General features: G+C 72.0%; 22 protein-coding genes and 5 pseudogenes. 12 read left to right on the top strand and 15 right to left on the bottom strand.

Annotated features, from left to right (window positions below):
- Nucleotides 1-31: 31 nt before the first annotated feature.
- The gene (gene rpmG / locus IE313_RS29385) at nt 32-196 is read right to left on the bottom strand and encodes a 50S ribosomal protein L33 (RefSeq protein WP_189937549.1); all 165 of its coding nucleotides are present in this window, start codon (nt 194-196) and stop codon (nt 32-34) included.
- A 65-nt stretch (nt 197-261) separates the two neighbouring features.
- On the opposite strand from rpmG, the pseudogene rpmB reads away from it, so the two are divergent.
- From rpmB to IE313_RS29405, 4 genes and pseudogenes are all read left to right on the top strand, one after another.
- Nucleotides 262-497 (top strand): annotated as a pseudogene (gene rpmB / locus IE313_RS29390) (50S ribosomal protein L28).
- A complete protein-coding gene (gene rpsN, locus IE313_RS29395; protein ID WP_189937551.1) occupies nt 497-802 on the top strand; it encodes a 30S ribosomal protein S14 in 306 nt (101 codons plus the stop codon). The pseudogene rpmB and the gene rpsN overlap by 1 nt, the downstream one beginning before the upstream one ends.
- A gap of 522 nt (nt 803-1,324) precedes the next feature.
- On the top strand, nt 1,325-2,278 hold the full coding sequence (locus IE313_RS29400; protein ID WP_189937553.1) for a phosphotransferase family protein: 954 nt from the start codon (nt 1,325-1,327) through the stop codon (nt 2,276-2,278).
- A gap of 152 nt (nt 2,279-2,430) precedes the next feature.
- On the top strand, nt 2,431-2,856 hold the full coding sequence (locus tag IE313_RS29405; RefSeq protein ID WP_189937555.1) for a pyrophosphohydrolase domain-containing protein: 426 nt from the start codon (nt 2,431-2,433) through the stop codon (nt 2,854-2,856).
- 298 nt (nt 2,857-3,154) lie between these two features.
- Here the strand turns inward: IE313_RS29405 and IE313_RS29410 are convergent, their stop codons facing one another.
- From IE313_RS29410 to IE313_RS29420, 3 genes are all read right to left on the bottom strand, one after another.
- Nucleotides 3,155-4,036: a metal ABC transporter permease gene (locus tag IE313_RS29410; RefSeq protein ID WP_189937557.1), complete on the bottom strand. Its 882-nt coding sequence runs from the start codon at nt 4,034-4,036 to the stop codon at nt 3,155-3,157.
- Nucleotides 4,033-4,845, bottom strand: a complete 813-nt coding sequence (locus tag IE313_RS29415) for a metal ABC transporter ATP-binding protein (RefSeq protein ID WP_189937607.1) — start codon at nt 4,843-4,845, stop codon at nt 4,033-4,035. Before IE313_RS29415 ends, IE313_RS29410 begins: the two co-directional genes overlap by 4 nt.
- Before the next feature lie 83 nt (nt 4,846-4,928).
- Nucleotides 4,929-5,876, bottom strand: a complete 948-nt coding sequence (locus IE313_RS29420; RefSeq protein WP_189937559.1) for a metal ABC transporter solute-binding protein, Zn/Mn family — start codon at nt 5,874-5,876, stop codon at nt 4,929-4,931.
- A gap of 545 nt (nt 5,877-6,421) precedes the next feature.
- Here IE313_RS29420 and IE313_RS29425 point away from each other — a divergent pair.
- Nucleotides 6,422-6,652 (top strand): annotated as a pseudogene (locus IE313_RS29425) (ANTAR domain-containing protein); the annotation flags it as partial.
- A gap of 53 nt (nt 6,653-6,705) precedes the next feature.
- Nucleotides 6,706-6,930: a hypothetical protein gene (locus IE313_RS29430; RefSeq protein ID WP_189937561.1), complete on the top strand. Its 225-nt coding sequence runs from the start codon at nt 6,706-6,708 to the stop codon at nt 6,928-6,930.
- A gap of 109 nt (nt 6,931-7,039) precedes the next feature.
- Here the strand turns inward: IE313_RS29430 and IE313_RS29435 are convergent, their stop codons facing one another.
- Complete coding sequence (locus IE313_RS29435) at nt 7,040-8,053, bottom strand: proline racemase family protein (protein ID WP_189937563.1); 1,014 nt, start codon at nt 8,051-8,053, stop codon at nt 7,040-7,042.
- A gap of 102 nt (nt 8,054-8,155) precedes the next feature.
- Here IE313_RS29435 and IE313_RS29440 point away from each other — a divergent pair, with 102 nt between their 5' ends.
- Entirely contained in the window at nt 8,156-9,079 is a 924-nt protein-coding gene (locus tag IE313_RS29440) for an ornithine cyclodeaminase family protein (RefSeq protein WP_189937564.1), read from the top strand.
- A 36-nt stretch (nt 9,080-9,115) separates the two neighbouring features.
- On the opposite strand, the gene IE313_RS29445 is transcribed toward IE313_RS29440, so the two are convergent.
- A complete protein-coding gene (locus IE313_RS29445) occupies nt 9,116-10,054 on the bottom strand; it encodes a LysR family transcriptional regulator (RefSeq protein ID WP_229925060.1) in 939 nt (312 codons plus the stop codon).
- An 84-nt stretch (nt 10,055-10,138) separates the two neighbouring features.
- Between IE313_RS29445 and IE313_RS29450 the strand changes: the two genes are divergently transcribed.
- Nucleotides 10,139-11,452: an aspartate aminotransferase family protein gene (locus IE313_RS29450; RefSeq protein WP_189937566.1), complete on the top strand. Its 1,314-nt coding sequence runs from the start codon at nt 10,139-10,141 to the stop codon at nt 11,450-11,452.
- A 134-nt stretch (nt 11,453-11,586) separates the two neighbouring features.
- Here the strand turns inward: IE313_RS29450 and IE313_RS29455 are convergent, their stop codons facing one another.
- Both IE313_RS29455 and IE313_RS29460 read right to left on the bottom strand, forming a co-directional pair.
- Nucleotides 11,587-12,831: a cytochrome P450 gene (locus IE313_RS29455; protein WP_189937568.1), complete on the bottom strand. Its 1,245-nt coding sequence runs from the start codon at nt 12,829-12,831 to the stop codon at nt 11,587-11,589.
- 64 nt (nt 12,832-12,895) lie between these two features.
- Nucleotides 12,896-13,093, bottom strand: a complete 198-nt coding sequence (locus IE313_RS29460) for a ferredoxin (RefSeq protein WP_189937569.1) — start codon at nt 13,091-13,093, stop codon at nt 12,896-12,898.
- 159 nt (nt 13,094-13,252) lie between these two features.
- Between IE313_RS29460 and IE313_RS29465 the strand changes: the two genes are divergently transcribed.
- Nucleotides 13,253-13,741: a MarR family winged helix-turn-helix transcriptional regulator gene (locus IE313_RS29465; RefSeq protein WP_189937572.1), complete on the top strand. Its 489-nt coding sequence runs from the start codon at nt 13,253-13,255 to the stop codon at nt 13,739-13,741.
- A 141-nt stretch (nt 13,742-13,882) separates the two neighbouring features.
- Here the strand turns inward: IE313_RS29465 and IE313_RS29470 are convergent, their stop codons facing one another.
- Together IE313_RS29470 and IE313_RS29475 are read right to left on the bottom strand one after the other, a co-directional pair.
- Nucleotides 13,883-15,304, bottom strand: coding sequence for a M20/M25/M40 family metallo-hydrolase (locus IE313_RS29470; RefSeq protein ID WP_189937574.1), 1,422 nt, complete (start codon nt 15,302-15,304; stop codon nt 13,883-13,885).
- A gap of 153 nt (nt 15,305-15,457) precedes the next feature.
- Complete coding sequence (locus IE313_RS29475; protein ID WP_189937576.1) at nt 15,458-16,555, bottom strand: esterase-like activity of phytase family protein; 1,098 nt, start codon at nt 16,553-16,555, stop codon at nt 15,458-15,460.
- 914 nt (nt 16,556-17,469) lie between these two features.
- Between IE313_RS29475 and IE313_RS29480 the strand changes: the two genes are divergently transcribed.
- On the top strand, nt 17,470-18,402 hold the full coding sequence (locus tag IE313_RS29480) for an RNA polymerase sigma-70 factor (protein WP_189937578.1): 933 nt from the start codon (nt 17,470-17,472) through the stop codon (nt 18,400-18,402).
- Between the two features lie 193 nt (nt 18,403-18,595).
- Here the strand turns inward: IE313_RS29480 and IE313_RS29485 are convergent, their stop codons facing one another.
- Both IE313_RS29485 and IE313_RS29490 read right to left on the bottom strand, forming a co-directional pair.
- A complete protein-coding gene (locus tag IE313_RS29485; RefSeq protein ID WP_189937580.1) occupies nt 18,596-19,357 on the bottom strand; it encodes a sigma-70 family RNA polymerase sigma factor family protein in 762 nt (253 codons plus the stop codon).
- A gap of 436 nt (nt 19,358-19,793) precedes the next feature.
- Nucleotides 19,794-20,219: a VOC family protein gene (locus tag IE313_RS29490; RefSeq protein ID WP_189937583.1), complete on the bottom strand. Its 426-nt coding sequence runs from the start codon at nt 20,217-20,219 to the stop codon at nt 19,794-19,796.
- Between the two features lie 158 nt (nt 20,220-20,377).
- On the opposite strand from IE313_RS29490, the pseudogene IE313_RS35700 reads away from it, so the two are divergent.
- Nucleotides 20,378-20,473, top strand: a pseudogene (locus IE313_RS35700) (short-chain dehydrogenase); the annotation flags it as partial.
- A 73-nt stretch (nt 20,474-20,546) separates the two neighbouring features.
- Here the strand turns inward: IE313_RS35700 and IE313_RS35705 are convergent.
- Nucleotides 20,547-20,906, bottom strand: a pseudogene (locus IE313_RS35705) (hypothetical protein); the annotation flags it as partial.
- A 133-nt stretch (nt 20,907-21,039) separates the two neighbouring features.
- Here IE313_RS35705 and IE313_RS29500 point away from each other — a divergent pair.
- Nucleotides 21,040-21,882 carry a TIGR03621 family F420-dependent LLM class oxidoreductase gene (locus tag IE313_RS29500; RefSeq protein ID WP_189937587.1) on the top strand — a complete coding sequence of 281 codons (843 nt, stop codon included), beginning with the start codon at nt 21,040-21,042 and terminating at the stop codon, nt 21,880-21,882.
- 50 nt (nt 21,883-21,932) lie between these two features.
- On the opposite strand, the pseudogene IE313_RS29505 reads toward IE313_RS29500, so the two are convergent.
- Nucleotides 21,933-22,284, bottom strand: a pseudogene (locus IE313_RS29505) (SCO5918 family protein).
- 313 nt (nt 22,285-22,597) lie between these two features.
- The gene (locus IE313_RS29510; protein WP_189937589.1) at nt 22,598-22,801 is read right to left on the bottom strand and encodes a cold-shock protein; all 204 of its coding nucleotides are present in this window, start codon (nt 22,799-22,801) and stop codon (nt 22,598-22,600) included.
- Nucleotides 22,802-23,156: the final 355 nt, after the last annotated feature.

The following is a 23,156-nucleotide window of genomic DNA, read 5'->3' on the forward strand; positions in this document are numbered from 1 at the left end:
GGCGGGCACTCCGGTGTGGTGGGCGATCGGGTCAGCGTTCTTCGCGGAAGTCGACGTGCCGACGTACGAGGGGGTCGTACTTGCGCAGCACCAGGCGGTCCGGGTCGTTGCGGCGGTTCTTGCGGGTCACGTAGGTGTGGCCGGTTCCCGCTGTGGAGCGGAGCTTGATGACGGGGCGTAGTTCGTTGCGAGCCATGGGGACTAGTATATGGGAATGATTTCCATTATCAATAGTCGCCCGCGAGAGAGGCAGGTACTCCCGTGTCCGCCCACTGCCTGCTGACCGGTGCCGAGCCGGGCTTCGGCAACCGCATCTCCCACTCGCACCGGCGCACCTCGCGTCGCTTCGACCCGAACATCCAGCGCAAGCGGTACTGGCTGCCCGGAGAGGGCCGCCATGTGCGCCTGACGCTCAGCGTCCGCGGCATCAGGATCGCGACACCATCGGCGTGGAGGCGGCCGTGGCCCGCATCCGCGCGCGGGGGGTGAAGGTCTGATGGCCAAGCGAAGCAGGATCGCCAAGAACGAGAAGCGCAAGGCCGTCGTCGCGCGGTACGCCGCCCGGCGTGCCGAACTGAAGGAGGTCATCCGGCACCCCGGCTCGACGGAGGCCGAGCGCAGCGCCGCGTTCGCCGAACTGCGCCGCCAGCCGCGCGACGCCGGCGCCACCCGCGTCCGCAACCGCGACGGTGTCGACGGCCGCCCGCGGGGATACCTGCGGAAGTTCGGACTCTCGCGTGTCCGCGCGAGGGCACAGGCCCATGCCGGCTTCCTGCCCGGCGTCACCAAGTCGTCCTGGTGACAACCGCTCCGCCGTCCTGACCGGGAGCGCGGGTGCGCGCCCCGATCCCCGGGGTGCGCACCCGCGCGGGCCGGTACCGGGCCTGTTCCGGGGGGTGGGGCCGGGACGTGGAAGGGGCGTCGGAGGGGCGGGCGGAAGCGCACGCACGGGTGATGTCCTGCTGGGCGCACACGGTGGTTCTGTGCGCACAGCAGCGGTTCCGACCCGGGTCCGTGAGGCGTGCACGCCGAAGAGATGGTGTGGACGGCAAGGAGCCCCGGGATCGAGATCGTGCCACAGTAGCGGGATGCCTGGATCGTCCTTGCCCGGTCGTTCCCTCCGTGACGTGGTGCGTACCGGCACCACCCACCACCGGCGCGCCGTCCCGCGCCGGCCGGTACGGGGTTCGTCGGCGAACTGGCGAAGACGTCCGAGGCCGGCGGCGGGCCCGGTGCACCGCGGGTTCCATGACCTCACGGCAGGCACGGCACCGGCCTCCCCACATGGGGCAACCCGCCGCTGTCCGGATGACGAGGTGGCACCGTGACCAACCACGATGAGGCGACGGCTGTCCGGCCGTTGACACTGGCTTGGGTGAACCGACACCTGGAGGCCGGTGAACGGGTCGTCAGGACCGGGGTGCTGCACGGCGGCACCACTGCCGAGATGCGGAGGCTGACCATCGGCACACGGGACGGAGGCATCCGTGACCTGGTTCTGCGGACCTTCGTCGACGTGGAGCACGCGGAGGACTGGCTCACCAGGGAAGCCGACGCCCTGGCCCTGCTCACGGGGACCGGCGTGCCGGCTCCCGGACCGGTCGCGGTCGACCCGGCCGCCGCGCACTGCGAGTACCCATCGCTCCTCATGACACATCTGGCCGGCCGGACGGTCCTCGACGACGGGGCCCTGGAGATGCGGGTTCCCCTGCTGGCCCGTCAGCTCGTGGCGATCCACGCGGTGCGATGCGCCAAGCGGCCCCGGAGGTTCGTGGCGTTGACGACCGCTGACACCGTCGTGACCCCGAAGGGCGCCGACGCGGCGGTATGGACCGCGGCGATCGATGTCATCCGGGGGCCCGCGCCCTCCTATGAGGGGCGATTCCTGCACCGGGACTTCCAGCCCGGCAATGTGCTCTTCGACGTGCCGCCCTCAAGGCCGGCGGGTGCCCGCATCACCGGTGTCGTCGACTGGGCTGCCGCCTCCTGGGGCCCGGCGGATCTCGACGTGGCGCACTGCTCCGTCAATCTCGCGCTGCTGCACGGCCCGGTGTGGGGTCTGCGGTTCGCCGAGGCGTACGAGGAGGCCGGCGGGGTGCTGGCCGCGGCCGCGAGCGAGCGGCTGTACTGGCAGGTGCGGGACGCGCTGGCCGCCTCGGAAGAAGTGCAGTCGGTGTCGCAGCCATGGCGGGAGGCAGGGCGGACGGAGCTGACGGCACGAGTCGTTCGGGAGCGGCTGGATGCCTATGTCACCGCCCTGATGGACGCGCTCGGCTGAGCCGGGGCGGGGGGCCGCAGCCGTGTCGCTCTGCCCAGTCATCATGTCGCGGCCACGGGGGAACGGGCCCCGGCCCCGGCGCCGGCCGGCTGCGGCCCGCTGCGCGTCCGCGCGCCCCGCTCGCGCCCCGGGCGAGCACCTAGGGTAGGCGCATGGACCACGAACCGATGCGGCGAGTCGCTGCGTTCCGTGAGGTGTTCGACGGCGAGACCGAGGCCGAGCACCCCGAACTGGCGGAGCACCGCCGGACGTTGCTGGCCGAAGAGGCGCAGGAGGCTGCCGAGGCGCTCGGCGACCTCGCCAAGGTCCTGCGGTCCGGCGGCGACCCGCTCACCGCGTACAGGGCGGTGGCCAAGGAACTGGCCGATGTCCTCTACGTCACCTACGGTGCCGCGGATGCGCTCGGGATCGACCTGCCGGCCGTCTTCGTCGAGGTGCACCGGTCCAATATGAGCAAGATCGACGCGGACGGCAGAGCCCTGCGCCGGGCCGACGGCAAGGTCCTCAAGGGCCCCGGCTACCGACCGCCGATCCTCGATGGCCTCGTCGAGTGGCCGCCACCCGGTTGCCCGAGCTGATGTGGAGTCGTCCCGGCCCAGGGCGGACCTGCTCGTCGGCCCTGCGCGGTGTGCCGAGGCGCAGCGCCTCCGCGCGCCGGTGGGTGCCCGGTGAAGACCGGCTCCTGCCCACCGGGCGCCCGGAGGCCGCGGCGGACCGGTGGCGGGACCCGCACCGTGCCCACCCGAGTGCGACCCGCACGGGCCGCCGCGGCCGCCACCCGCGCCGCACCCACGGATGGCGGCCCCGCCGGGGGAGCGGCGGGGCCGGGCTGCTGATCCGCCCGGGAAGGGCACGGGCCCTGCGCGGCGCGGTCGCTCAGACGGGTCGCGGCACCGCCTTCCTGGCCCCCCACCGCCGGGTGCGGTAGGCGCCCGCCAACCTGCACGCAAGGTAGATCGTGAACGAGATCGTCGTGACGTAGGGGCTGATGGGGATGCTGCTCCCGAGGGCCAGCAGGATGCCGCCCTCGATGGAGGCGACGGCGAAGACCACGCTGAGGAGGGGCAGCAGCACGGGCGACGCCGTGACGCGGGCGGCGGCCGCGGCGGGTGTGACGACGAGCGTGAGGACCAGCAGGGCACCGACGATCTGCACCGACGCGGCGACCGAGAGCCCGAGCACGATCATGAACACGATGGACAGGGCCCGCACCGGTACGCCGCGGGCCTCGGCGACGTCCGGGTCGGCGCTGGCGAAGGCCAGCGGCCGCCAGATGGCCGCCAGGGCGACGAGCACGACGGCACAGGTGCCGAGCAGCCATGACATCTGAGGGGTGTCGACGGCGACGATCTGGCCGGTGAGCAGGCCGAACTTGTTGGCCGCCCGGCCCTTGTAGAGGGCGAGGAAGAGAACGCCCAGGCCCAGGCCGAACGGCATGATGATGCCGATCACCGAGTTGCGGTCCCGGGCGCGCACACCCAGGACGCCGATCGTGCCGGCCGCGACGAGGGAGCCGGCGATCGAGCCCACGACGACGTTCGCCCCCAGCAGCAGCGCGGCCGATGCACCCGCGAAGGACAGCTCGCTGACGCCGTGTACCGCGAAGGGCAGATCGCGCATGATGACGAAGACGCCGCAGAGGCCCCCGATCAGGCCGAGTGCGGCTCCGACCACGAGGGAGTTGCGGACCAGCGCCAGGAGTGCGCCGTAGTCGTCGAAACTGAAGATCTGGTGCCAGAACCCGTCGGCGAGCGTCATGGGCGGACTCCGTCGCTCTCGTGGATGTGGTGCGGCGGTGCGGGTGCGATCGGCTCGTCGGGCGCTCCCACGACCACGACCCGGCCGTGCACACGTACGACGTCCACCTCCGTGCCGTACAGCTCCGAGAGGGATGCCGAGGTCAGCACCTCCTCCGGTGTTCCGACCCGGTAGCCGCCCCGCGCCAGGTACAGCACCCGGTCCACCAGTGCGAGAACCGGGTTGATCTCGTGGGTCACGAAGACCACCGCCGTGCCGTGCGAGCGGCGCCGGGCGTCCACCAGCTCGGTGACCGCCCGCTGGTGGTGCAGGTCCAGGGAGAGCAGCGGCTCGTCGCACAGCAGGATCCGCGGGTCACTCGCCAGCGCCTGCCCGATGCGTACGCGCTGCCGCTCGCCCCCGGACAACAGGCCGAGGGGGACGTCGGCGTAGGCCGAGGCGCCCACCGCTTCGAGGATCTCCTCCACTCGCCGGCGGACCGCGACCGTGCGCGGCCTCGGCCAGAAGCGGTGCCCGTCGATCCCGAAGCGCACGAGGTCGCGGGCGCGCAGCATCGTCTGCGCGGTCAGCGCGGCCTGCTGCGGGACATAGCCGAGGTGTCCGCTCGCCTCGCGCGGGTTCCGGCCGAGCACGGACAGCGTTCCTGCGGACAGCGGCTGCCGGCCCAACAGGGCCCGTACGAGGCTGGACTTGCCCGATCCGTTCGGACCGAGCACGGCCAGGAACTCCCCGGGCCGCACGTCGAGTTCGAGGCCCTGCCACACCACGCGCTCGCCATAGGAAAGGGCGGCACCGCGCAGGCTGATCACCGCGCCCGTGTCGCGGCGGCCATCCGCGGTGCGGGCCCGGCGGTCCCGGCAGGCCCGGTGTACGGTGGCCACGTCCGGCCGCCTCACTTGTCCAGCGCGCTCGCGAGCGCGTCGACGTTGCCGGTCATCCAGGCGAGGTAGTCCTTGCCGCTGGGCAGGGTCTCCGTGACGGGGACGGCGGGGATGCCCGCGGCCCTGGCCGCCTTCTCGACCTTCTGGGTCTGCGGCCCCGAGGTCTGCTGGTTGTAGACCAGCACCTCGACCTTCTTGCCGGAGAACAGTGCCAGCGTGGTCCGCAGGGTCTTCGGCGAGACGTCGTCGCCTTCCTCGACGGCCTCGCTGAACTTCTGCGGCGTCCTGTCGACCAGGCCGCTCGCCTCGGTCATGTACAGGGGCACGGGCTCGGTGATGGCCACGCCTTCACCGCCGTGGTCCTGCTTGATCTCGGCTTCCTTGGTCTCCAACGGCCCCAGCCTCGCCTTGAAGGCCCCGGCGTTCCTCGTGAAGGTGGCCGCGCCACCGGGGTCGGCCCTGCCCAGGGCCGTCGCTATGCGGTCGGCGAGCTCGGCGACGGTCGGGAAGTCGTACCAGACGTGCTCGTTGAGCTCCCCGCCCTTCGGTGCTCTGTGACCGGAGACCTGGACGGCGTTGATCACCTGCGCCGAGGAGTTGCTGCTCTTCAGCATCCGGTCGACGAAGTCGTCGTAGCCACCGCCGTTCTCGACGACGACCTTCGCCCTGGACAGTGTCAACTGGTTCTGCGTGTCGGCTTCGTAGGAGTGCGGATCCTGGTCGGGGTTGCTGATGATCGAGGTGACGTCGACCTTTCTGCCGCCTATCTGCCTGACGATGTCACCGTAGACGTCCGTCGAGGCGACGACCGCGATCTTGGACGACGATGACGAGCCCGAGGAGGCGTGCCCGCCGCCTCCGGAGTCCGACGAGCTGCCGCAGCCTGCCAGCAGGACCAGCGAGGCACCGGACATCAGGGCCAGGAGCCGGGACGGGAACGGAAACGGTGACGAGAGCATGGATCCTCCACGACGGTCGGGCGCGAGGTGTTCGCGGGAGCCGGATCACCGGCGGGGGCCGGGCCGGGTGGATGCCACGCTAGATGAAAATGAATGTCAAGACCAGAATCTAAGTCTGGTGATATGAAAATCGTTGCCAAGTGGTGATGGGCTGGGTCGCGGTTCGTGCTGTCGCCGATGGCCTGTATGTCGCCTTTGCTCCTCCTCTTGTGGTTCTTTCGATGTGATGTCGAGCCCAAGGGGGTCGGGGGCGTCCGGGCAGGGGCGCGGTCGTTCGGCCTGGCGACGCCGGGCCGCGCGTCCGCCCCGGCCCGTGTCCCTGTGGTCGCGCGTGCTGCCGTGTCCCGCCCCGACGCTTTCTGGGTATTTGCCGATGCAGGGGTGGCTATGTCATCTCAGAGGGGGCAGGCGCAAGGTGAGTCCCGACGACCCACACCACAGAGGAGGCAGCATTGGAGCACGTCGCCGACCAATTCCTGGGCCGACAGCCGGCGGCCGGGGCCGATCGGATCAGGCAGTTGGAGGGGTAGGTCGCCCAGCTCCAGCAGGCTGTGGACTCCCACGCGGTGATCGACCAGGCCCTCGGCGTCATCGTCGCCGTGGGACGGGTCTCCCCGGCCGAGGCATGGGACATGCTTCGCGAGACGTCCATGTGCACCAACATCAAACTGCGTCACGTGGCCGAGGCGGTCGTCGCCTGGGGCGAGACCGGCGCCCTTGCACCGGATATCCGCGACGAGCTGACCCGCAGGCTCGCCCCGCACCCGCGTCGGTGACCGCCCGGGCGGCCGTCGCGGCGGGCCGGTGGGTCCCCGCGGACACCGGCGGGGTGGGTGGCCGCAGCGGTCGGCCGGACCTCCTCCAGTACCTCGGCGACGCCCACCACGCCGAGGACGATCTCCGTGCCGCCCACGATGCCTTGCACCACGCCCTCGGCATCCTCACGGAACTCGTCCACCCCCACGCCGACCGGCTCCGCGCCGAACTCGCCGTCCGGAGCACGCCCCGTCAGCCGAACAGCGGGGCCGAGGTGCTCGCGCCCCGACGTCCGTAGCGTGCGCAGGGCCGCAGGGCCGCAGGGCCGCGTCGAGCCGGGGTGTACGCGCACGTCGACCCAGCGGCGCGGGGGCCGACTGCGGGGCTCCGACGGGTGCGGGGGCGGCTCAGCGCAGTACGAAGCCGGTGGCGAGGTCGTCGTACGGATCCAGCGTGAAGACGGCGGTGCCGGTCCGGTAGGCGTTGCCGCGGACCTCGGTGACCACCGTGTCGCGGTCGCCGTCCCCGGCGGTGGACAGGACCCTGCCCTCGAAGGCGGTGCCCACGATGGACTCGTGCCGCAGCGTCCGGCCGACAGGCAGCGTGCCGTCGCCGACGAGCAGGGCAAGGCGTGCCGAGGTGCCGGAGCCGCAGGGCGAGCGGTCGGCCTCGCCGTCGGCGAAGACGGTGATGTTGCGTTGCCGGACACCCTCGGGCGTCGTACCGAGGTCGTCGTAGAGGACGGTGCCGTACACGCCGTCCAGTCGTGGGTCGTGGGGGTGCCGCGCCCACGCGGTCCCGTTCAGCGCCCACTTGACCTCGCGCCCGAAGGCGACCAGCTCGGTGTACCTCTCGGGCGAGACGGCCAGCCCCACCGAGGAGGCGGCGACGCAGGCGTACAGCGCCCCGCCCCAACTGAGGTCGGCCCTGATCGGCCCGCGTGTGGTGTCGAGTTCGACGTCCCTGGCCACGACGTGGGCCGGGACGTTGCGGAACGCCACCGTGACGACCCGGCCGGCCGCGCAGGTCACGCGCGCGGTGACGCGGCCGGAGGGCACGTCGATGCGTATGTCCGTGTCGCCGTCCGGATCCGCGGCCACCAGCCCGCTGTGCACCGCGAAGGCGCCCAGGGCGATCGTGCCGTGCCCGCACGCCGTCGAGTAACCGTCCTTGTGCCAGAACAGCACACCGAAGTCGGCTCCCTCGTCGTCGGGAGGCACCAGGAAGCAGCCGTACATGTCGGCGTGCCCCCGCGGCTCGTTCACCAGCAGCCGCCGTACCGCGTCCACCTCGGGGGTGGTGCGCGCGTACTCGCGGCGCTCCAGCACCGATGCTCCCGCGATGTCCGGCACTCCCTCGGTGACGATACGGAAGGGTTCACCGGCCGTGTGGTAGTCCACCACCCTCATATCTGTCGTCATCGCCAACCGGCCTCTCTCGCTGGATATGTGTATGTGTGATGTATCACTTATAAGGTGAAAGAGCCCTGCTTTTCGGTGTGTTGTCGGTCGAAGGAGTTCGCCATGCCCGCCCTGCCCCACATCGACGCGGAGACGCTGATGTCCCTGGTGTCCTGGCACGAGGCGATGGCAGCGCTCGAACGTGCCGCGTGCGGCGCCGGCACCGCAGCACCGCGGACGTCGCTGCCGGCCCCGGGCGGCCACCTTCTGGTGATGCCTGCGGTCTCGGTCGGGTCCGCAGGCGTGAAACTGGCGGGAGTCGCACCGGGCAACCCGGCTCTGGGACCGCCCCGCATCCAGGCCGTGTTCGTCCTCTTCGACGCCGCGACGCTGGCGCCCCGTGCCCTGGTCGACGGAACGGCGCTGACGCTGCTGCGTACTCCGGCGCTCTCCGCGCTGGCCGTACGGGCGCTGGCGGCGCCGGACTCCTCGGTACTGACCGTCTTCGGTACCGGGCCCCAGGCGTGGGAGCACATACGGGCCGTCAGCGCCGTCCGGGACATCCGCCGGGTCCACGTGGTGGGACGGACCGCGCGGCGCGTGGCGGGATTCCTCGGACGGCTGCGTTCCGAAGGGGTCGAAGCGGCCGCCGCCTCGCCCGAGGACGTGGCCGAGGCCGACGTGGTGGTGTGCGCCACCAGCGCCACCCGCCCGGTGTTCGACGGCTCGCTGCTCAAGGACGGGGCCTGTGTGGTCGCCGTCGGCTCCCATGAACCGGGGGCCCGCGAACTCGACGACACGGTGTTCACCCGGGCGTCACGCGTGTTCGTGGAGGACATCGCGACAGCGCTCCGGGAGGCCGGGGACGTCGTCCAGGCCCTGTCCTCGGGAGCCGTCACCGACAAGGGGCTGACTGCGCTGGCCGACCTGCCGAGGACACCGCCCGCGGGCGGGATCAGTGTGTTCAAGAGCGTCGGCATGGGCTGGCAGGACCTCGCCGTGGCGGAGGCGGCGTACGCCGCGTGGAGCACCGGGCCGCGCCTGTAGCCGAGCGGGGTGGACGAGCGTGCCGCGGGCCTCGCCTCATCCGCGGGCATCTCCCTTGAGTCGCTGGTGCGGCGTGGACAGGGCCGGGATCTCGGGATGGTCGCGCAGCGCGGCGACGACCGCGTCGACCGCGGCGCGCTGCGTCGTGCCGCGCCGCACCACGATGGTGACGTTGCGGTGCACGGGCGTGCTGAGCTCCCGGGTGACGACGGCCCGCTCCGGTGTGACGGCCAGGGCGGGCAGCAGGGCGATCGACCGTTTCGACTCGACGTGTTGCAGCAGCATCAGATAGTTGCTGAACCGGCATGCCACCCGGGGCTCGAACCCGGACTCGCGGCACAGCCGCGCGGTCAGGTCGGCCATGTACGACCGCGGACGGTCGCACGCCCAGGTCTCCTCCTTGCACGCCGCGAGGTTCACGGTCGTGCGGTCGGCGAGAGGATGTCCACGGGGCAGCACCAACACGATCGGGTCGGATCCCAAGGGGATGACCCCGAGGTCCGCGCCCCACGAGAGGCCCCCGTAGTCGGTGGTGGTGACGATGATGTCCGCCTCCCCCGAGCGCAGGGCCGGTCCGCTCTCGTGCGGCTCCAGCTCGATCAGTTCGAGGTGCAGACGGGGGTGGGTGTCGGCCAGCCGCGTCGCCGCAGGCACCGCGAGGGGGTAGATCGCGCTCTGGAACACCCCGAGCCGGACGGTGCCGATGGGCTCGTCGTTCAGGGCGTGCAACTCGGCCTCGGCCTCGGCCATCTGGTCCAGGATCTCCCGGCCCCGGCGGGCCAGCAGGAGTCCGGCCGGGGTCAGCCGCACCCGCCGCCCGGTCCGCTCCAGCAGTCGGCACCGGGTCTCCGCCTCCAGCACGGCGAGTTGCTGGGACACCGTCGACGCGCTCAGATGCAGCGTCTCGGCGACCGCGCGGACGGTACCCAGCGATTCGAGCAGGCTGAGCATCCGAAGCCGCCACGAGTTCAGCACTCGCCGATTGTACGGTTCGGCCGTACAGGACGGTCGGATACGTGAGATGGACGCGCGCAGTGGTGCGTCCCTAACGTCGGTCACATGCTTCCCGAGACATCCTGCGGCGACCCGGAGCGCCACCTGATCCGCTACAGCGGCCGTGCCGCGTTCACGCCGGAGGTCATCGCCCGCGCCGCGGGCACGTCGGTGTTCACCGAGGGCGGTCGCGAACTGCTCGACTTCACCTCCGGCCAGATGAGTGCGATTCTCGGCCACTCCCACCCGGCGATCGTCGCGACGGTTCGCGAACAGGTCGCCCTCCTCGACCACCTCCACAGCGGGATGCTCAGCCGCCCGGTCGTCGACCTCACCCGCCGGCTCGCCGGCACCCTGCCCGATCCACTGGAGAAGGTGCTGCTCCTGACCACCGGGGCGGAGGCGAACGAGGCCGCGGTGCGGATGGCGAAGCTCGTCACCGGTCGCCATGAGATCGTCTCGTTCGCCCGGTCCTGGCACGGCATGACCCAGGCCGCCGCGAACGCCACCTACAGCGCGGGGCGCAGGGGCTACGGTCCCGCAGCACCGGGCAACTTCGCGCTGCCGGTCCCGGACCGCTTCCACCCGGGCATCGTCGACGCCGAGGGCTCGCTCGACTGGCGCCGCCAGTTGGATCTCGGTTTCGACCTCATCGACGCCCAGTCGGTCGGCAGCCTCGCCGCATGCCTGGTCGAACCGATCCTCAGCTCCGGCGGCGTCATCGAACTCCCGCCGGGCTATCTCGCCGCCCTGGCGCAGAAGTGCCGGGAGAGGGACATGCTGCTGATCCTCGACGAGGCCCAGACCGGGCTGTGCCGTACCGGCGACTGGTATGCCTTCGAGCACGACGGCGTCGTCCCCGACATCCTCACGCTGTCCAAGACGCTCGGCGCGGGGCTACCGCTGGCCGCCGTGCTGACCAGCCCGGACATCGAGCAGCGGGCGCACGAGCGCGGGTTTTTGTTCTTCACCACCCATGTCAACGATCCGCTGCCGGCCGCCGTCGGCAACACCGTCCTCGACGTACTGGTCCGCGACCGCCTCGACGAGCGTGCGCGCCGGCTCGGCACGGCACTGCGCGCTGACCTCGACGAGCTGGCCCGCCGGCACGACATCGTCGGGGACGTCCGCGGCCGGGGGCTGCTGCTGGGGGTGGAACTGGTCGGCGACCACGTGCTGGGCGCCGGTGGCGCCGACCGGCTCGGCGCGGCCGTCACCCGGCGCTGCTTCGAACTCGGGCTGCACATGAACATCGTCCAGTTGCCCGGGATGGGGGGCACCTTCCGCATCGCGCCCCCGCTGACCGCGAGCGACGAGGAGATCGCGCGCGGCGCCGCCATCCTGGACGAAGCCCTCACCGAGGCCGGCAGGGACCTGTGAAGCCGCACCGGCTCGGCCCTCGGGCCGTGCGCGGTATCGACCTCAGGCCCGGCGGGCGCCGCCCGCCGGGCCGGGCGCCGCCCGCCGGCGTCGGGTACGAGCGGGCCGGGGCGACGGCGGGCGGCACGGGGCGGCTACCAGGCGACGGGCAGCTCGTAGACGCCGTAGACCACCGCGTCGTGCTTGTAGCGGATGGCGTCCTCCTCGATCGCCGGGCGCAGGGTCGGGAAGCGGCGCAGCAGTGCCGGGTAGGCGAGCTGGAGCTCGGTGCGCGCCAGGTTCTGGCCGAGGCACTGGTGGGTGCCCTGCCCGAAGGCGATGTGGTGCCGCGCGTTCTGCCGGGTCACATCGAGGCTGTCGGGGTTGTCGAAGACGGTCGCGTCGCGGTTGGCCGAGTCGTTGGGCAGGATGACGCCCTCACCCGCGCGGATGAGCTGCCCGGACACCTCCACGTCGGTGAGGGCGACGCGCCGCCTGCCGGTGTGCACGATGGTCAGGTAGCGCAGCAGTTCCTCGACGGCGAGGGCGATGTCCGCAGGGTCCTCGGTGTCGCGCACGGCGGCAAGCTGCTCCGGGTTGCGCAGCAGGGCGAGCGTGCCGAGGGCGAGCATGTTCGTCGTCGTCTCGTGGCCGGCGATCAGCAGCAGGATCGCGTCCTGGACCAGTTGCTCCCGGCTGGTCGCGCCGCTGCGCACATGGTCGGCGAGTACATGGCTGAGCAGGTCGTCCTGCGGGTCGCGCTCCTTGGCGGCGAGCAGCCCCTCGAGGTAGTCGGTGAGCGAGTCGATGGCCCTGAGGACGTCGTCGATCTCGGAGTTCATCGAGATGAGCACGCGCGACTCGCGCTGGAAGAGCGGCTGGTCCTCGCGCGGCACACCCAGGATCTCGGCTATCACGAGCGAGGGCAGCGGAAGCGCGAAGGACGAGACCAGGTCCACCGGCGGTCCAGCCGCCTCCATGCCGTCCAGCAGATCGCCGATGATCTCCTGGAGCCTCGGCCGCAGCGCGCGGGCCCGCTTGACGGAGAAGTAGGAGGTGAACATGCGGCGCACCCGGTTGTGCTCCGGGTCGTCCATGGAGATGAAGGGCAGCCGCTTGCCGTTGGTGCGGCGGGCCGCGACACCGGGGCTCTGCATGGGGAAGCCGGGACGCAGGGGGTTGGCGCTGAACCGGTCGTCGGCGAGGATCGCCCGCTGGTCCTCGTAGCGGGTGACGAGCCAGGCGGTGGTGCCGTCCCAGATCCGCGCCCGGGAGAACGGCGCCTCCTCGCGCAGCCGCGCGAGCTGGGGCGGCGGGTCGAAGGGGCAGCCGGACGCGCGGGGCATGGGGTAGTCGAGCGGGGCCTCGGTGGCGGTGGCGGCGACCGTGGTCTCTGTCATACGAGGTGCTCCTGACCGAGATGGGGGGTGGTGGGTGACGTCTGAGGTGTGCGGGGCGCCGGCGTCACGAACCGACGACGGTGATGGCGGCGGCGGGGCAGAGCGCGGCGGCCTCGGCGGCGCGGGCTGCCGCGTCCCCCTCGGGGTTCGCGTCGAGCAGCACCACGACACCGTCCTCGTCCCGCTGGTCGAACAGATCGTCCGCGACGAGTACGCACTGGCCTGCGGCGCAGCACCGCTCCTGGTCGATTTCGAGGTGCATCGTGTTTCTCCTCCTGCACTCGGGCCCGAACCGCACTCGGGACCCGAAGACATTACGTAACCTAAGTACTTGATACCCCTGTGACCCTCGGCGGTGCAACGGCCTCTCGGGCTCGGGCTCATGGTTGGCCGGAATCGGATGGTCCGGCATGATGCCCCTGTGGAGACGACCCCGACCCGGGCGGAGGCCATTTCGGCGCTCCAGTCCGTAGTGAGCGCACTGGCCTACAGGCTGACCCGAAGACGGCTGCACGAGCAGCTCGCGGCGGCCGCCGGTGTGCCGATCGACCGGCCGGGGCTCGCCGTCCTGCGGGTGCTCGCGGAGGAGTCGGCGCCGCTGCGGCTGGGGGAGATCGCGGCACGGCTGGACGTCCGCCATCCCCATGTGACGCGGCAGGTGCGGCAGTTGGCGGAGCAGGGGCTGCTGGCCCGGGCGGGCGGTGACGACCGCCGGGTCCAGATGGTAGAGCTGACCCGGCGGGGCCTCGACACCCTGACGCGTGTGACGGCGGCGACGGAGGCGAAGCTGGCGGAGGGACTGGCGGACGTGGAGGTCGAGAAGATCGTGGCCACGGCCGAGGTCCTGATGCGGCTGGGCGTCGGCTGGGGACCGGAGTCCGGCACCGGGGAGAGCACACCGCGCAGGTGAGGCCGCGGGCGCGCACGGGGGCGCGCCCGCGGCCTCACGGCCCGGTGCGGGGCGCGGTCAGGGCGTGGGACGAGGTGTGGAGAAGGCCGCGGAGGGGGCCCGCCGTCGCGGTCCGCTGCCCGAACGCCGCACTGCGGCGGATCAGTTGCCCGGCGCCGGGGATGCCACGGGACTGCGGTGGCCGCTGCGGCTCACCGCCCGGATGCCGAAGAAGACGTTGTCCTTGGACAGGTGCACCGTGTGGGCGCCCACGCGGCCGACCTCGATGACATGGGTCCATTCCGGGGCCGTCGTCTCCCGCCACACCACCTCGTACCCGGCGAGGCCGGGCTCCGTGCCCTGTTCCCAGACCAGTTCGGTGTCGTTGGTCAGATTGCTGGTGACGATCCTCGCACCGCGCGGGGTGCCGGGCGCCTGCGCGAGGCTCCACAACGTGGCACCGTTGACCCGGGCCACGCCCGCGACGTATTCGAAGTCGCAGAACTCGGGCAGGTCCCCGTACTGCTTGCCGTCCTCGACGCGCACGTCCTGGTGCTGGTGGGCGAAGTCCTCCGCGGGCTCGGTGAAGCGCGCCGCGGGATAGGCCCGTTCGAGGAACGGGATGTGGTCACCGCCGCGCAGATAGCGGTCACGCCGGTAGACCATGCGCACGTGCAGACCGGTGGCGTCGTTGTCCGCCACGTCGCGCACGAACCGGGCGAGCTGGCGCGTGGGCGAGTCGTTCTCGCCGCCGACCTTGAGCCGCACACCGGCCTGCTCGGGCGTCTCCGAGGTGGGCACCCCCTCCGCGAACAGCCGTACGGTGTGCGGGTCGCGGGTGCCGTCGTCGGCGCGCGAACTGCCCACGATGTCGTTGGTGAACATGCCCTGGACGTCCGCGCCCGCTGCCCTGAAGGACTCGGCCAGGTGCGTGGCACCGTACAGGCCCTGCTCCTCGCCAGCGACGGCGGCGAAGACGAGCGTGGCGGCCGGCCGCCGCCGCGCCATGACCCTGGCGAGCTCCATGACGACCGCGACCCCGGAGGCGTCGTCGTCGGCGCCCGGCGCGTCGCCGGTCGCGTCCATGACGTCCGTGCACCGGGAGTCGTAGTGGCCGGAGACGACGTAGATCCGGTCGGGGGCGGTGGAGCCGCGGAGGGTGGCGACGACGTTGGTGATGCGGGTCGCGGTGGGGATGCGGGAGGCGGGTTCCTGTACGTAGGACTGGAGTTCGACGGTCATCCGGCCGCCGGAGGCCGCCGCGTGGGCGCTCAGCTCGCCGTGTATCCAGTCGCGTGCGGCGCCGATGCCGCGCTCGGGGTCGTCCTGGGCGGAGAGCGTGTGGCGGGTGCCGAACGCGGCCAGTCTGCGTATGGTCGCCTCGATCCTGTCCCGGTCGATCTCGCCGAGGAGTTCCCGCAGCTCCCGGTCGGGGCGCTGGGCCGTGGCGGAGCGGTCGGCGGTGCGCCGCGCGGGGGCCGCGGCGGCGGGCGTGGTCCCCGCGGCGAGGGGCACGCCCGCCGCGACCGCCGCGGCGGCGGTCGACAGCACGGCTCTTCGGGTGGCGGGGGTGGGATCGGACATGGCGGGTCCTTTCCATGGCTGCGGGGGGTGGCGCTTCGAGCTGCCATGGTCATGGACGGGACAATCCGCCACAAGACCGCGACCGACCGCGCCCCAGGGCCCGTGGTGGAGGGGACCGCCCCTGGCACGTGGTGTGCCCGCCGCCGCGGGGGTTCAGCGCCTCGGCAGCCGGACGGTCAGCGCGTAGAACCGGGTGGTCTGCGTGGCGCCCTGGTTGTCGTCGCTGACCATGAGCAGCCGGAGCCGCCCGCCCGGCTCGTGCCCGGTCACGGCCATGCCCTCGATGTTGTCGAGCAGCGGGTTGGGCTGGGGCTGCTTGGCCGTGGCGCCCAGCGACGGGCAGTCGCCGACGTCCGCGAGCAGCGTCCTGCGCACGAACCGAACGCCCTGGTGCCCGGTCAGGTCGGTGACACCGCTGACGTCCGTGGCACGGGAGGGGTCCGCCAGGTACAGACGTATGGTGTTGCCCACTCCGCTGGTGAAGCCGCGCTCCAGCACCAGCAGCCGGCCGTCGCCAGCGGCCGCACTCTCGGAGACGCCGAGGACGGTGCCGTGGGCGTCGGTGTCGACGCGGTACGCGTACTGCGGGCCGAGCCGGAAGTCACGTCCGGAGCCGACGCGCCGCCAGGTCTGGAAGCGCACGGTGGTGGGATCGTCCCCGGCCAGCGCGCCCTCCATGGAGGCCACCAGCGTCCGTCCGTCCGGCTGGAGGGCCAGTCCCTCGAAGGTGAGGTTGCCGGTGGCGCGGCCGGCGGGGGCGACCCTCAGCTCCCGGGGCACCGGCAGGCTGCCGAGGAGGGTGCCGCCGTCACGGCTGTAGCGGCGGATCGACGGTTCCACCTCGGAGGTGACGAGGCGGGTGCCGTCCCGGTCCACGACGAGGGCCTCGGAGTCCAGCGGCTGCCCCTTCTCGTCGGCGAGCGGGACGACCTTCTGCGGGCGCACGTCGTCCGGGGTCCGGCCGCTCAGGGTGAACAGGGCGGAACGGTCGGAGAGCGCGTCGAGGGTGCCGTGGGCGTCCGGGGCGAGCGCGGAGAAGTTGCCCACGAACGCGCCCTGGAAGGTGGTCTTGTCGAGGGCGTCGGAGAAGCCGTCGAGGGTGACGGAGTCCGAGCAGCGTCCTGCCGCCGCCACCGGCGCGGGACGGTGGCCGGCCCGGCCTGCGTGTGCCTGGACCGGTCCGGCGGCGGTCAGGCACGCCGCGGCGGTCAGGACGGCGGACGAAGCTGCGAGAAGTGCCTTCATGCGCACGGTGGTACTCCATCTGGGCAGGGAACGGATGACATCGTCGCGGTTGCCGGTCGGCGGCGCGGGAGCGCGGTACCGACCGGCTGCCGGCCCGGACAGGGGGGAGGCCCTGGGGGCGGGGGTGGTTCGATCTGCGCTCGCGTCAGGCGGTGGGAGCGGTGGGAGCGAAGGCGGCCGCCGTGCCCGTGGCGGAGAGGCGCGGGTGCGCTCGGCGGTCACGTCGGCCCATGCTACCGATGGCGTCGCACGTCTGTTCATCAGGTGATGCATCACCTGATGAACGGACGGCGGGGAGCGCGCACCTCCCGCACAGCGCGGCAGCATGTGCTCTCCCCCTTCGCGTGCACGCTCGCCCTCTGGGCGTGGGGGAGCACGAGTGAGGACGGGTGCCGGGGGACCGGCCGAGGCGCTGTCCGGGAGCCGCGGCGCCGCGCCGAGGCGGCCCGCCCCGACCAACGGCGAGGGTCCACCCGGTGCGTCGGAGGCCGCCGGGTACAGAAGGCGGTTGGCCGGAACTCATTGCCCTGCCATGGTGTCACCTCCAGGTGGAGCCCCTGTGCGGACGTCTCACGGTTACGATCCGAGCCGACGTTCGGCCACGGGCCCACAACGCCGCGCCCGCCCAGAACCCGCCTCCGCGCTCCCCGAGAGGTGGACGGCGATCCAGGACCGGGCCCTGTCACAGAATCGGGCCGATCCCGGTCTATGGAGCAGATGCGATGGGAGCAGCCGTGGCGATGAGTGACCACAGTGCCTGCGGCAACGGGGGAGGTGCGGCCGCCACCGACGTGTGGCGCCGCCCCGGTTCACCGGGGCCTGCCCCGGAACCGGTTGCCGGAGCCGTCTGCGACCACGCGACAGCCGGCATGGTCGCGTGACCAGAGCAGCGCGACCGGAGGAACGGAGACCCCGGGTTCATGCAACGTGAGCCGTCCACCCCGACAAGCACCCTTGATCAGGCCGTTTCTGTCTTCGTGGAGCTTCGGCCACGGCTTTTCGGTATCGCCTACCGTGTGCTCGGAAGCGCCGTCGAGGCCGAGGACGTGGTCCAGGAAGTGTGGCTGCGCTGGCAGAGGACCGACCGCTCCGTGGTGATCAGCCCTGCGGCCTTCCTGTCGAGTGCGACCACCCGCCTCGCCATCAACGTCGCGCAGTCCGCGCGTGTGCGCCGTGAGACCTACATCGGGCCCTGGCTGCCCGAGCCCATCGACACGAGCTGCGACCCGGAGGTGGGCGCCCAGCGCGCGGAGGCCCTGGAGCTGGCCCTGCTGCTGGTACTGGAGAAGCTGAGTCCTACCGAGCGGGCGGCATACGTGCTGCGCGAGGCGTTCGACTACGGCTATGCGGAGATCGCCGACATCCTTCGACTCAGCGCTGTCAACGTCCGAAAGATCGTGAGCCGTGCACGCCGGCATCTGTCGGCCGAACGGCGGGGGACCGTGGACGCGGCGGAACACCGCCGCCTGCTGGAGGCATTCGTCTCGGCCGCCCGCACGGGAGACGTCGCCTCGTTGGAGGCACTCCTCGCCCCGGACGCCGTCAGCCTGACCGACGGGAACGGCGTCCGGGGCGCGGCTCGTGTCCCGGTGCTGGGCCGTGCGCGCGTGGCCAACCTGGCCACTGCCTACCCGAGGTTCTGGCGCGGCGCGGATCTGCGGACCGTCGAGGCCAACGGGCGGACGTCACTGATGATCTACCGGGACGGCGAACCCACGGCGTTCGTGACGATCGCCGCCTCGCGGGACGGCATCCACCGGCTGTTCTGGGTACTGCACCCCGGCAAGATCGCGGCGTTCCTCGGTTCCCGTTCCCGCTCCACCTCGGTACTCGGCGGCCCGGGCACCTCCTGACCGGGGCAGCAGCGGCTGAGGCGGCCTGTTGCGGCTTGGGCGACGGGAGGGGAGCCGGCTCCCCTCGGGGGCCGGTCGGCGAGGCGCCGCGGAGCCGGTCCTGTGCGGTCGCCGGCCGGACCGTCCCGCCCGGCCGGACCGTCCCGCCCGGTACCTCGTGCACCTGGCGCCGCGGCACCGGCCGCGTCGGTCATCAGCCGTCGGGGGAGGACCGGGGCTGGTTCCAGGCGCGTAGTTTGTCGGGGTTGAGGATGATCCAGGCCTGCACCACTCGGCGGCGGGCGACATCGAGGCCGATGATCGCGGCCACCTGGTGGTCGTACCGGGCAACGAGACCGGTGCGGCCGTTGACGGAATGGGTGTCCAGCGTGGCGCACGGGCGCGGTACGGTGTGCGCAGGCGGGGCCAGCAGTGTCAGCAGGCGAAACGCGACCTGCCGCCTGCCGTGGACCGGTCCGGCCGTGACCCGGACCCTGCCACCGCCGTCGAAGAACGCCGTGGCGTCGGGTGCCAGCAAGGACGCCAGAAGTCCGGCGTCCCCCGTCACACAGGCCCGCCGCACAGCACGGGCGACCATGTCGTGCTGCTCCGGGGTGGCCGGACACGAGCGCCGGACCGAGAGGCTGCGGCGCGCGCGGTCGGTGAGCTCGTCCGGTGTCCTGCCCGCGGCCCCCGTGCCCCGGCCGGCGCCGTCACCAGGGCCGGCGGTCCCGCTGCGATCAGGCGAGGCCGGCCGGGCCAGGCAGATCTGCCCCGCGGTCTTCGCGAGCCAGCCGCGGGGTGCCGTGATCTGCGCGCGCGCCGCGTCGGACAGGCCGTACCACCGGCGGTAGGTCTCGGCGACGACGGCCTCCGCCGCACCGCAGGCGCCCAGCACCCGGTGGGCGATCTCCAGCAGATGCCGCCGTTCGTCAAGCAACTCCGCGAGCGGCACCACGTCAGCAGCGTGATCCATACTGCGTCCCCCCTCTCGCACGGCACCGCACGTCGGAGCCACCGCATCGGTCGGCTCCCGCCGTCGGGAGGGCAGTGGCAGGCCCGGCCCACCGGTCGGCGGACGCCTCCCCGTCCGCACGCCCGGCGAAGACGGCGCAGCAGTCGACGGTGCCCTCGCGCACAAGGTGCTCTCTTTCCTGTCGCCCTGACAACGCAGACCGGACGGACGCAGATCCTGTGACACCGATGGGCGGCGAGCCCACCCGAGGGGACGCGGCAGTGGCCTCCGCCGGGCGGGGATCGCCGGGACCCCTCCTCCCGCTGTGCGAGCCGGCCGGCGCAGCGGGTCGTGGCGAGGTCCGCGGTGGCGCCGGCACCGCAGGGCGGTTTCCCGTGCGGCGCGAGGACGGCCCCTGCCGCAGGGGGCCACCGCCCCGCCACGGTCTGGTGTCCTGTCAGACGACGGGCTCTCCGATGCCCAGCAGGTTTCCCTCGCTGTCACGGAACCAGGCCGCGCGCTCCCCCCGAGCGCCCTTGCTCGGGTAGTGCCCGTCGATCTCGGCGATCCCGTCCCGCGTACGGAACCCGGGGACGTCGACCTCTTCGAACGTCACACCGCGCCGTCTGAGCTCCGACACGATCGTCTCGACGTCGTCGACCTCCCAACCCATCTGCGTGAAGGTGCCCGGTGCGGTGCCCGCCGACTCGAACAGGGCGAACTCCGTGCTCCCGCACCGGTACAGCAGCCCACCGGGCCGTTCGTCGACGGGCTCCAGACCGAGCCGCTCGGCGTAGAAGCGCCGCGCCCGCGCCAGATCCTGGGCCGGGAGCCTGGTCGCCACGCGTCCCCGGGCCAGAATGTTTCTTCTGTCTGCGTCCATACCCTTTACTGTGCCGTGCTCCGGGCCCGGACGAAGGCGCGACAGGCGTGCGCCGCGGTCGGCAATCCAGGGCTTCCCGTCCTCGGGAACGACCCTCGGGCAGGACCCGGGTACGCCCCTCGGGCAGGCCCCGGGTACGACCCTCGGGCAGGACTCCCGACGTCGCAGCGCTGGCCGTACACATCATGTGCAATGACGCGCTCACCGGCGCGACGTACGACATCGACGGAGGTCAGCAGCTCGTCTCCGGCTGACGGCCGGGGTGCGGGCGGCAGGGACGCAAGGGATGCGGCCCGGTGGGCGGCGGACCGCGCGGGCGAAGTCCCCGTGGTCCAGGCACTGCTGGTGGTCGTCCGTCGCGATCAGCGTGGCCCGGGCGAACAGGGCCGGTGGCAGTTCGTTCTTGTGGGGTATGTCGGTGCCGATTGCCGTCATGTGCGTGCCCTCGCGGACGCGGGCGGCCCGCAGGACGGGGACGGTGGCGGGCGTGGCGGTGATGACGATGTCGGCCCCGGCGCCGGATCTGGATCGGGTTCGGGATCCGGCGGCGGCGCACCACCCGCAGGCACCCGGTCGGCCGGGGCCCGCGGCCGGCTCTGCGGTGCCGCCCCGAGGCGCAGACGGCACCGGCGGCCTTGAGGCGGTGCCGGGTTCCGGCGGGTTCCCGAGGTCCGCCACGGCCGGCACGAACGGCGTTTCACCGGTTCAGCGGCCGTCCACAAGGTGAGATTTCCTCCGGGGGGCGAACGCCGCCGTGCGGGCGCACGTTGTGGGTGTGGAGGCCTGTCGGCTCATCCGCTCATCAGCACGAAGGGCTGTCATGACCAATCACCCGTTCCGTTTCGGCGTCAGTCTCTTCCAGGTCGGATCCCGGTCGGCCTGGCGCGCCCGTGTGCGCGAGGTGGAGGACCTCGGATACGACGTGCTCCAGGTGGCCGACCATCTGGGCGTGGCCGCGCCGCTCCCGGCCTTGGTGGCCGCGGCCGACGTGACGGGCATCCGGTTGGGCACGTTCGTGCTCAACGCCGGCATTCTCAGCCCTGCATATCTGGCCAGGGACGTCGCCGATGTGCACCGTCTCACCGACGGCCGCTTCGAGCTGGGGCTGGGCGCCGGTTATGTCCCGGCCGAGTTCGAGGCCGTGGGCCTGCCGTTCGGCACCGCGGGGGAGCGCCTGCGGAAACTGGAGACGACCCTGGCGGCGACGCGCTCGCTGCTCGCCGCGGAGGCCGACAATCCCCAACCGCCCATCATGCTGGGCGGCGCCGGCGAGCGCATGCTGCGTCTGGCCGGACGCGAGGCCGACATCTTCAGCTTCTCCATCATGGCGGGGGTGACCGAGGGTGCCGCCCCCGAGGAGGCATTCGCCCGCCGCATCCGGGTCCTGCGGGAGGCCGCCGGCGACCGCTTCAAAGACATCGAGCTGAACCTGTTCATCGCGGCGGTGGGCGAGAGCGCGGACAAGGTCGACCTCGCGATCATCCGCCAGGCCAGCGGACTCGACGACGCCCAGCTCACCCGGCTGCCCGGCGTCCTGATCGGCTCGCCACGTGAGATCGCGGACCGGCTGCTGCGCTACCGGGAGGAGTTCGGTATCACCTACGTCAGCGTCCTGGAGCCCCACATGGCCGCCTTCGCCGAGGTCATCAGGCTTCTGCGCTGACGCTCGGGCCTGGCGGGTGAGGGCCGGACCGGCCCTCACCCGCCAGGGCCTCATCCGTGTGCTGTTCCTGAGCCGGCAGAGTGGGCCGCCGGTCGGAGCGACTCAGAGGTGCCAGGCATCGCCAAGGCTCTCCGGAGCGGGGGCGAGAACATCTCCGGAGGGGGCCGGGGGGACGGTTCGACAGGTGAAGCCGAGGGCCGTCATGGCCCGGATGACTTCGCCGGCGCTGAAGTCGCGGCGGTCCTGTCCGGTGATGACCTGGCCCACTTGTTTGACGGGGTACTGGCGCCGGCCGATGATCACGGACTCACCGGTGCAGGGTTCGGGCTTGACACCCTCCATCGCGGCCAGCACGTCGCTCCTGGTCAGGTCGAACGGAAAGCGGGCGATGATGAAACGCATGAGAACCTCGTAAGTCGCGAGAACGGGCCTGAGTGAAAACGAGAGCAGTGGCGGACCCGGCGCACCGGCGAAGAAGTGGCTGATCACCGGAATATCCGGGTTCGTCGGCACCACGGGCCCGATCTGGAAAATCATGCGGAATGTGTGACCGGACCGTGCCGGACCGGACGGGGCCGTTCGCCGTGCGATGAGCCGACGGGTCGGAGAGCGCCTCCGCAGCATGCGGCCCCGAGTAAGGGAGGTTGCTCTCTCGTTTTGCACGAGCGGGGGCCCGCACCCCGAGGTGCGGGCCCCCGCTCACCTCACGTGTGTGTCAGGCGGGCACGATGTTCTCGGCCGTCGGGCCCTTCTGACCCTGGGCGATGTCGAAGTTCACCTTCTGGCCTTCGAACAGCTCGCGGAAGCCCTGGGCGGCGATGTTCGAGTAGTGGGCGAAGACGTCGGCGCCGCCACCGTCCTGCTCGATGAAGCCGAAACCCTTTTCCGCGTTGAACCACTTCACGGTGCCAGATGCCATGTCATTCTCCTTCGAGGAGGTACCCGGAGTCCGCACTGTGTGGACTCCGCGTCGCCGCGATGATCACCCTCCGGAAATATGACCGGGCACACAAGACGCCCTCATCGGCAGTGGAGAACCGTCGAGGCACGTGGAGTTTTCGGGAACCACAACTGCAACCGGAACCGACAGTAGCATGCCGGGCTGGGCCCCGCCCGGCGCGAAGAATAGGCTGAGTGCGGCGGTGCGAGAAATCCGCACCGTGTTTTGCGCTGATTTCTTGCTTCCCGGCAACGGAATTCCGGATCCGGCTGGAGGAAGCATCCCGTGAGGGGCTCCGCGTGCCCGCTGCGGGGCCGACCCCGCAGCGGGCACG

This window comes from Streptomyces sulfonofaciens, assembly GCF_014656295.1.
Lineage (GTDB): Bacteria > Actinomycetota > Actinomycetes > Streptomycetales > Streptomycetaceae > Streptomyces > Streptomyces sulfonofaciens.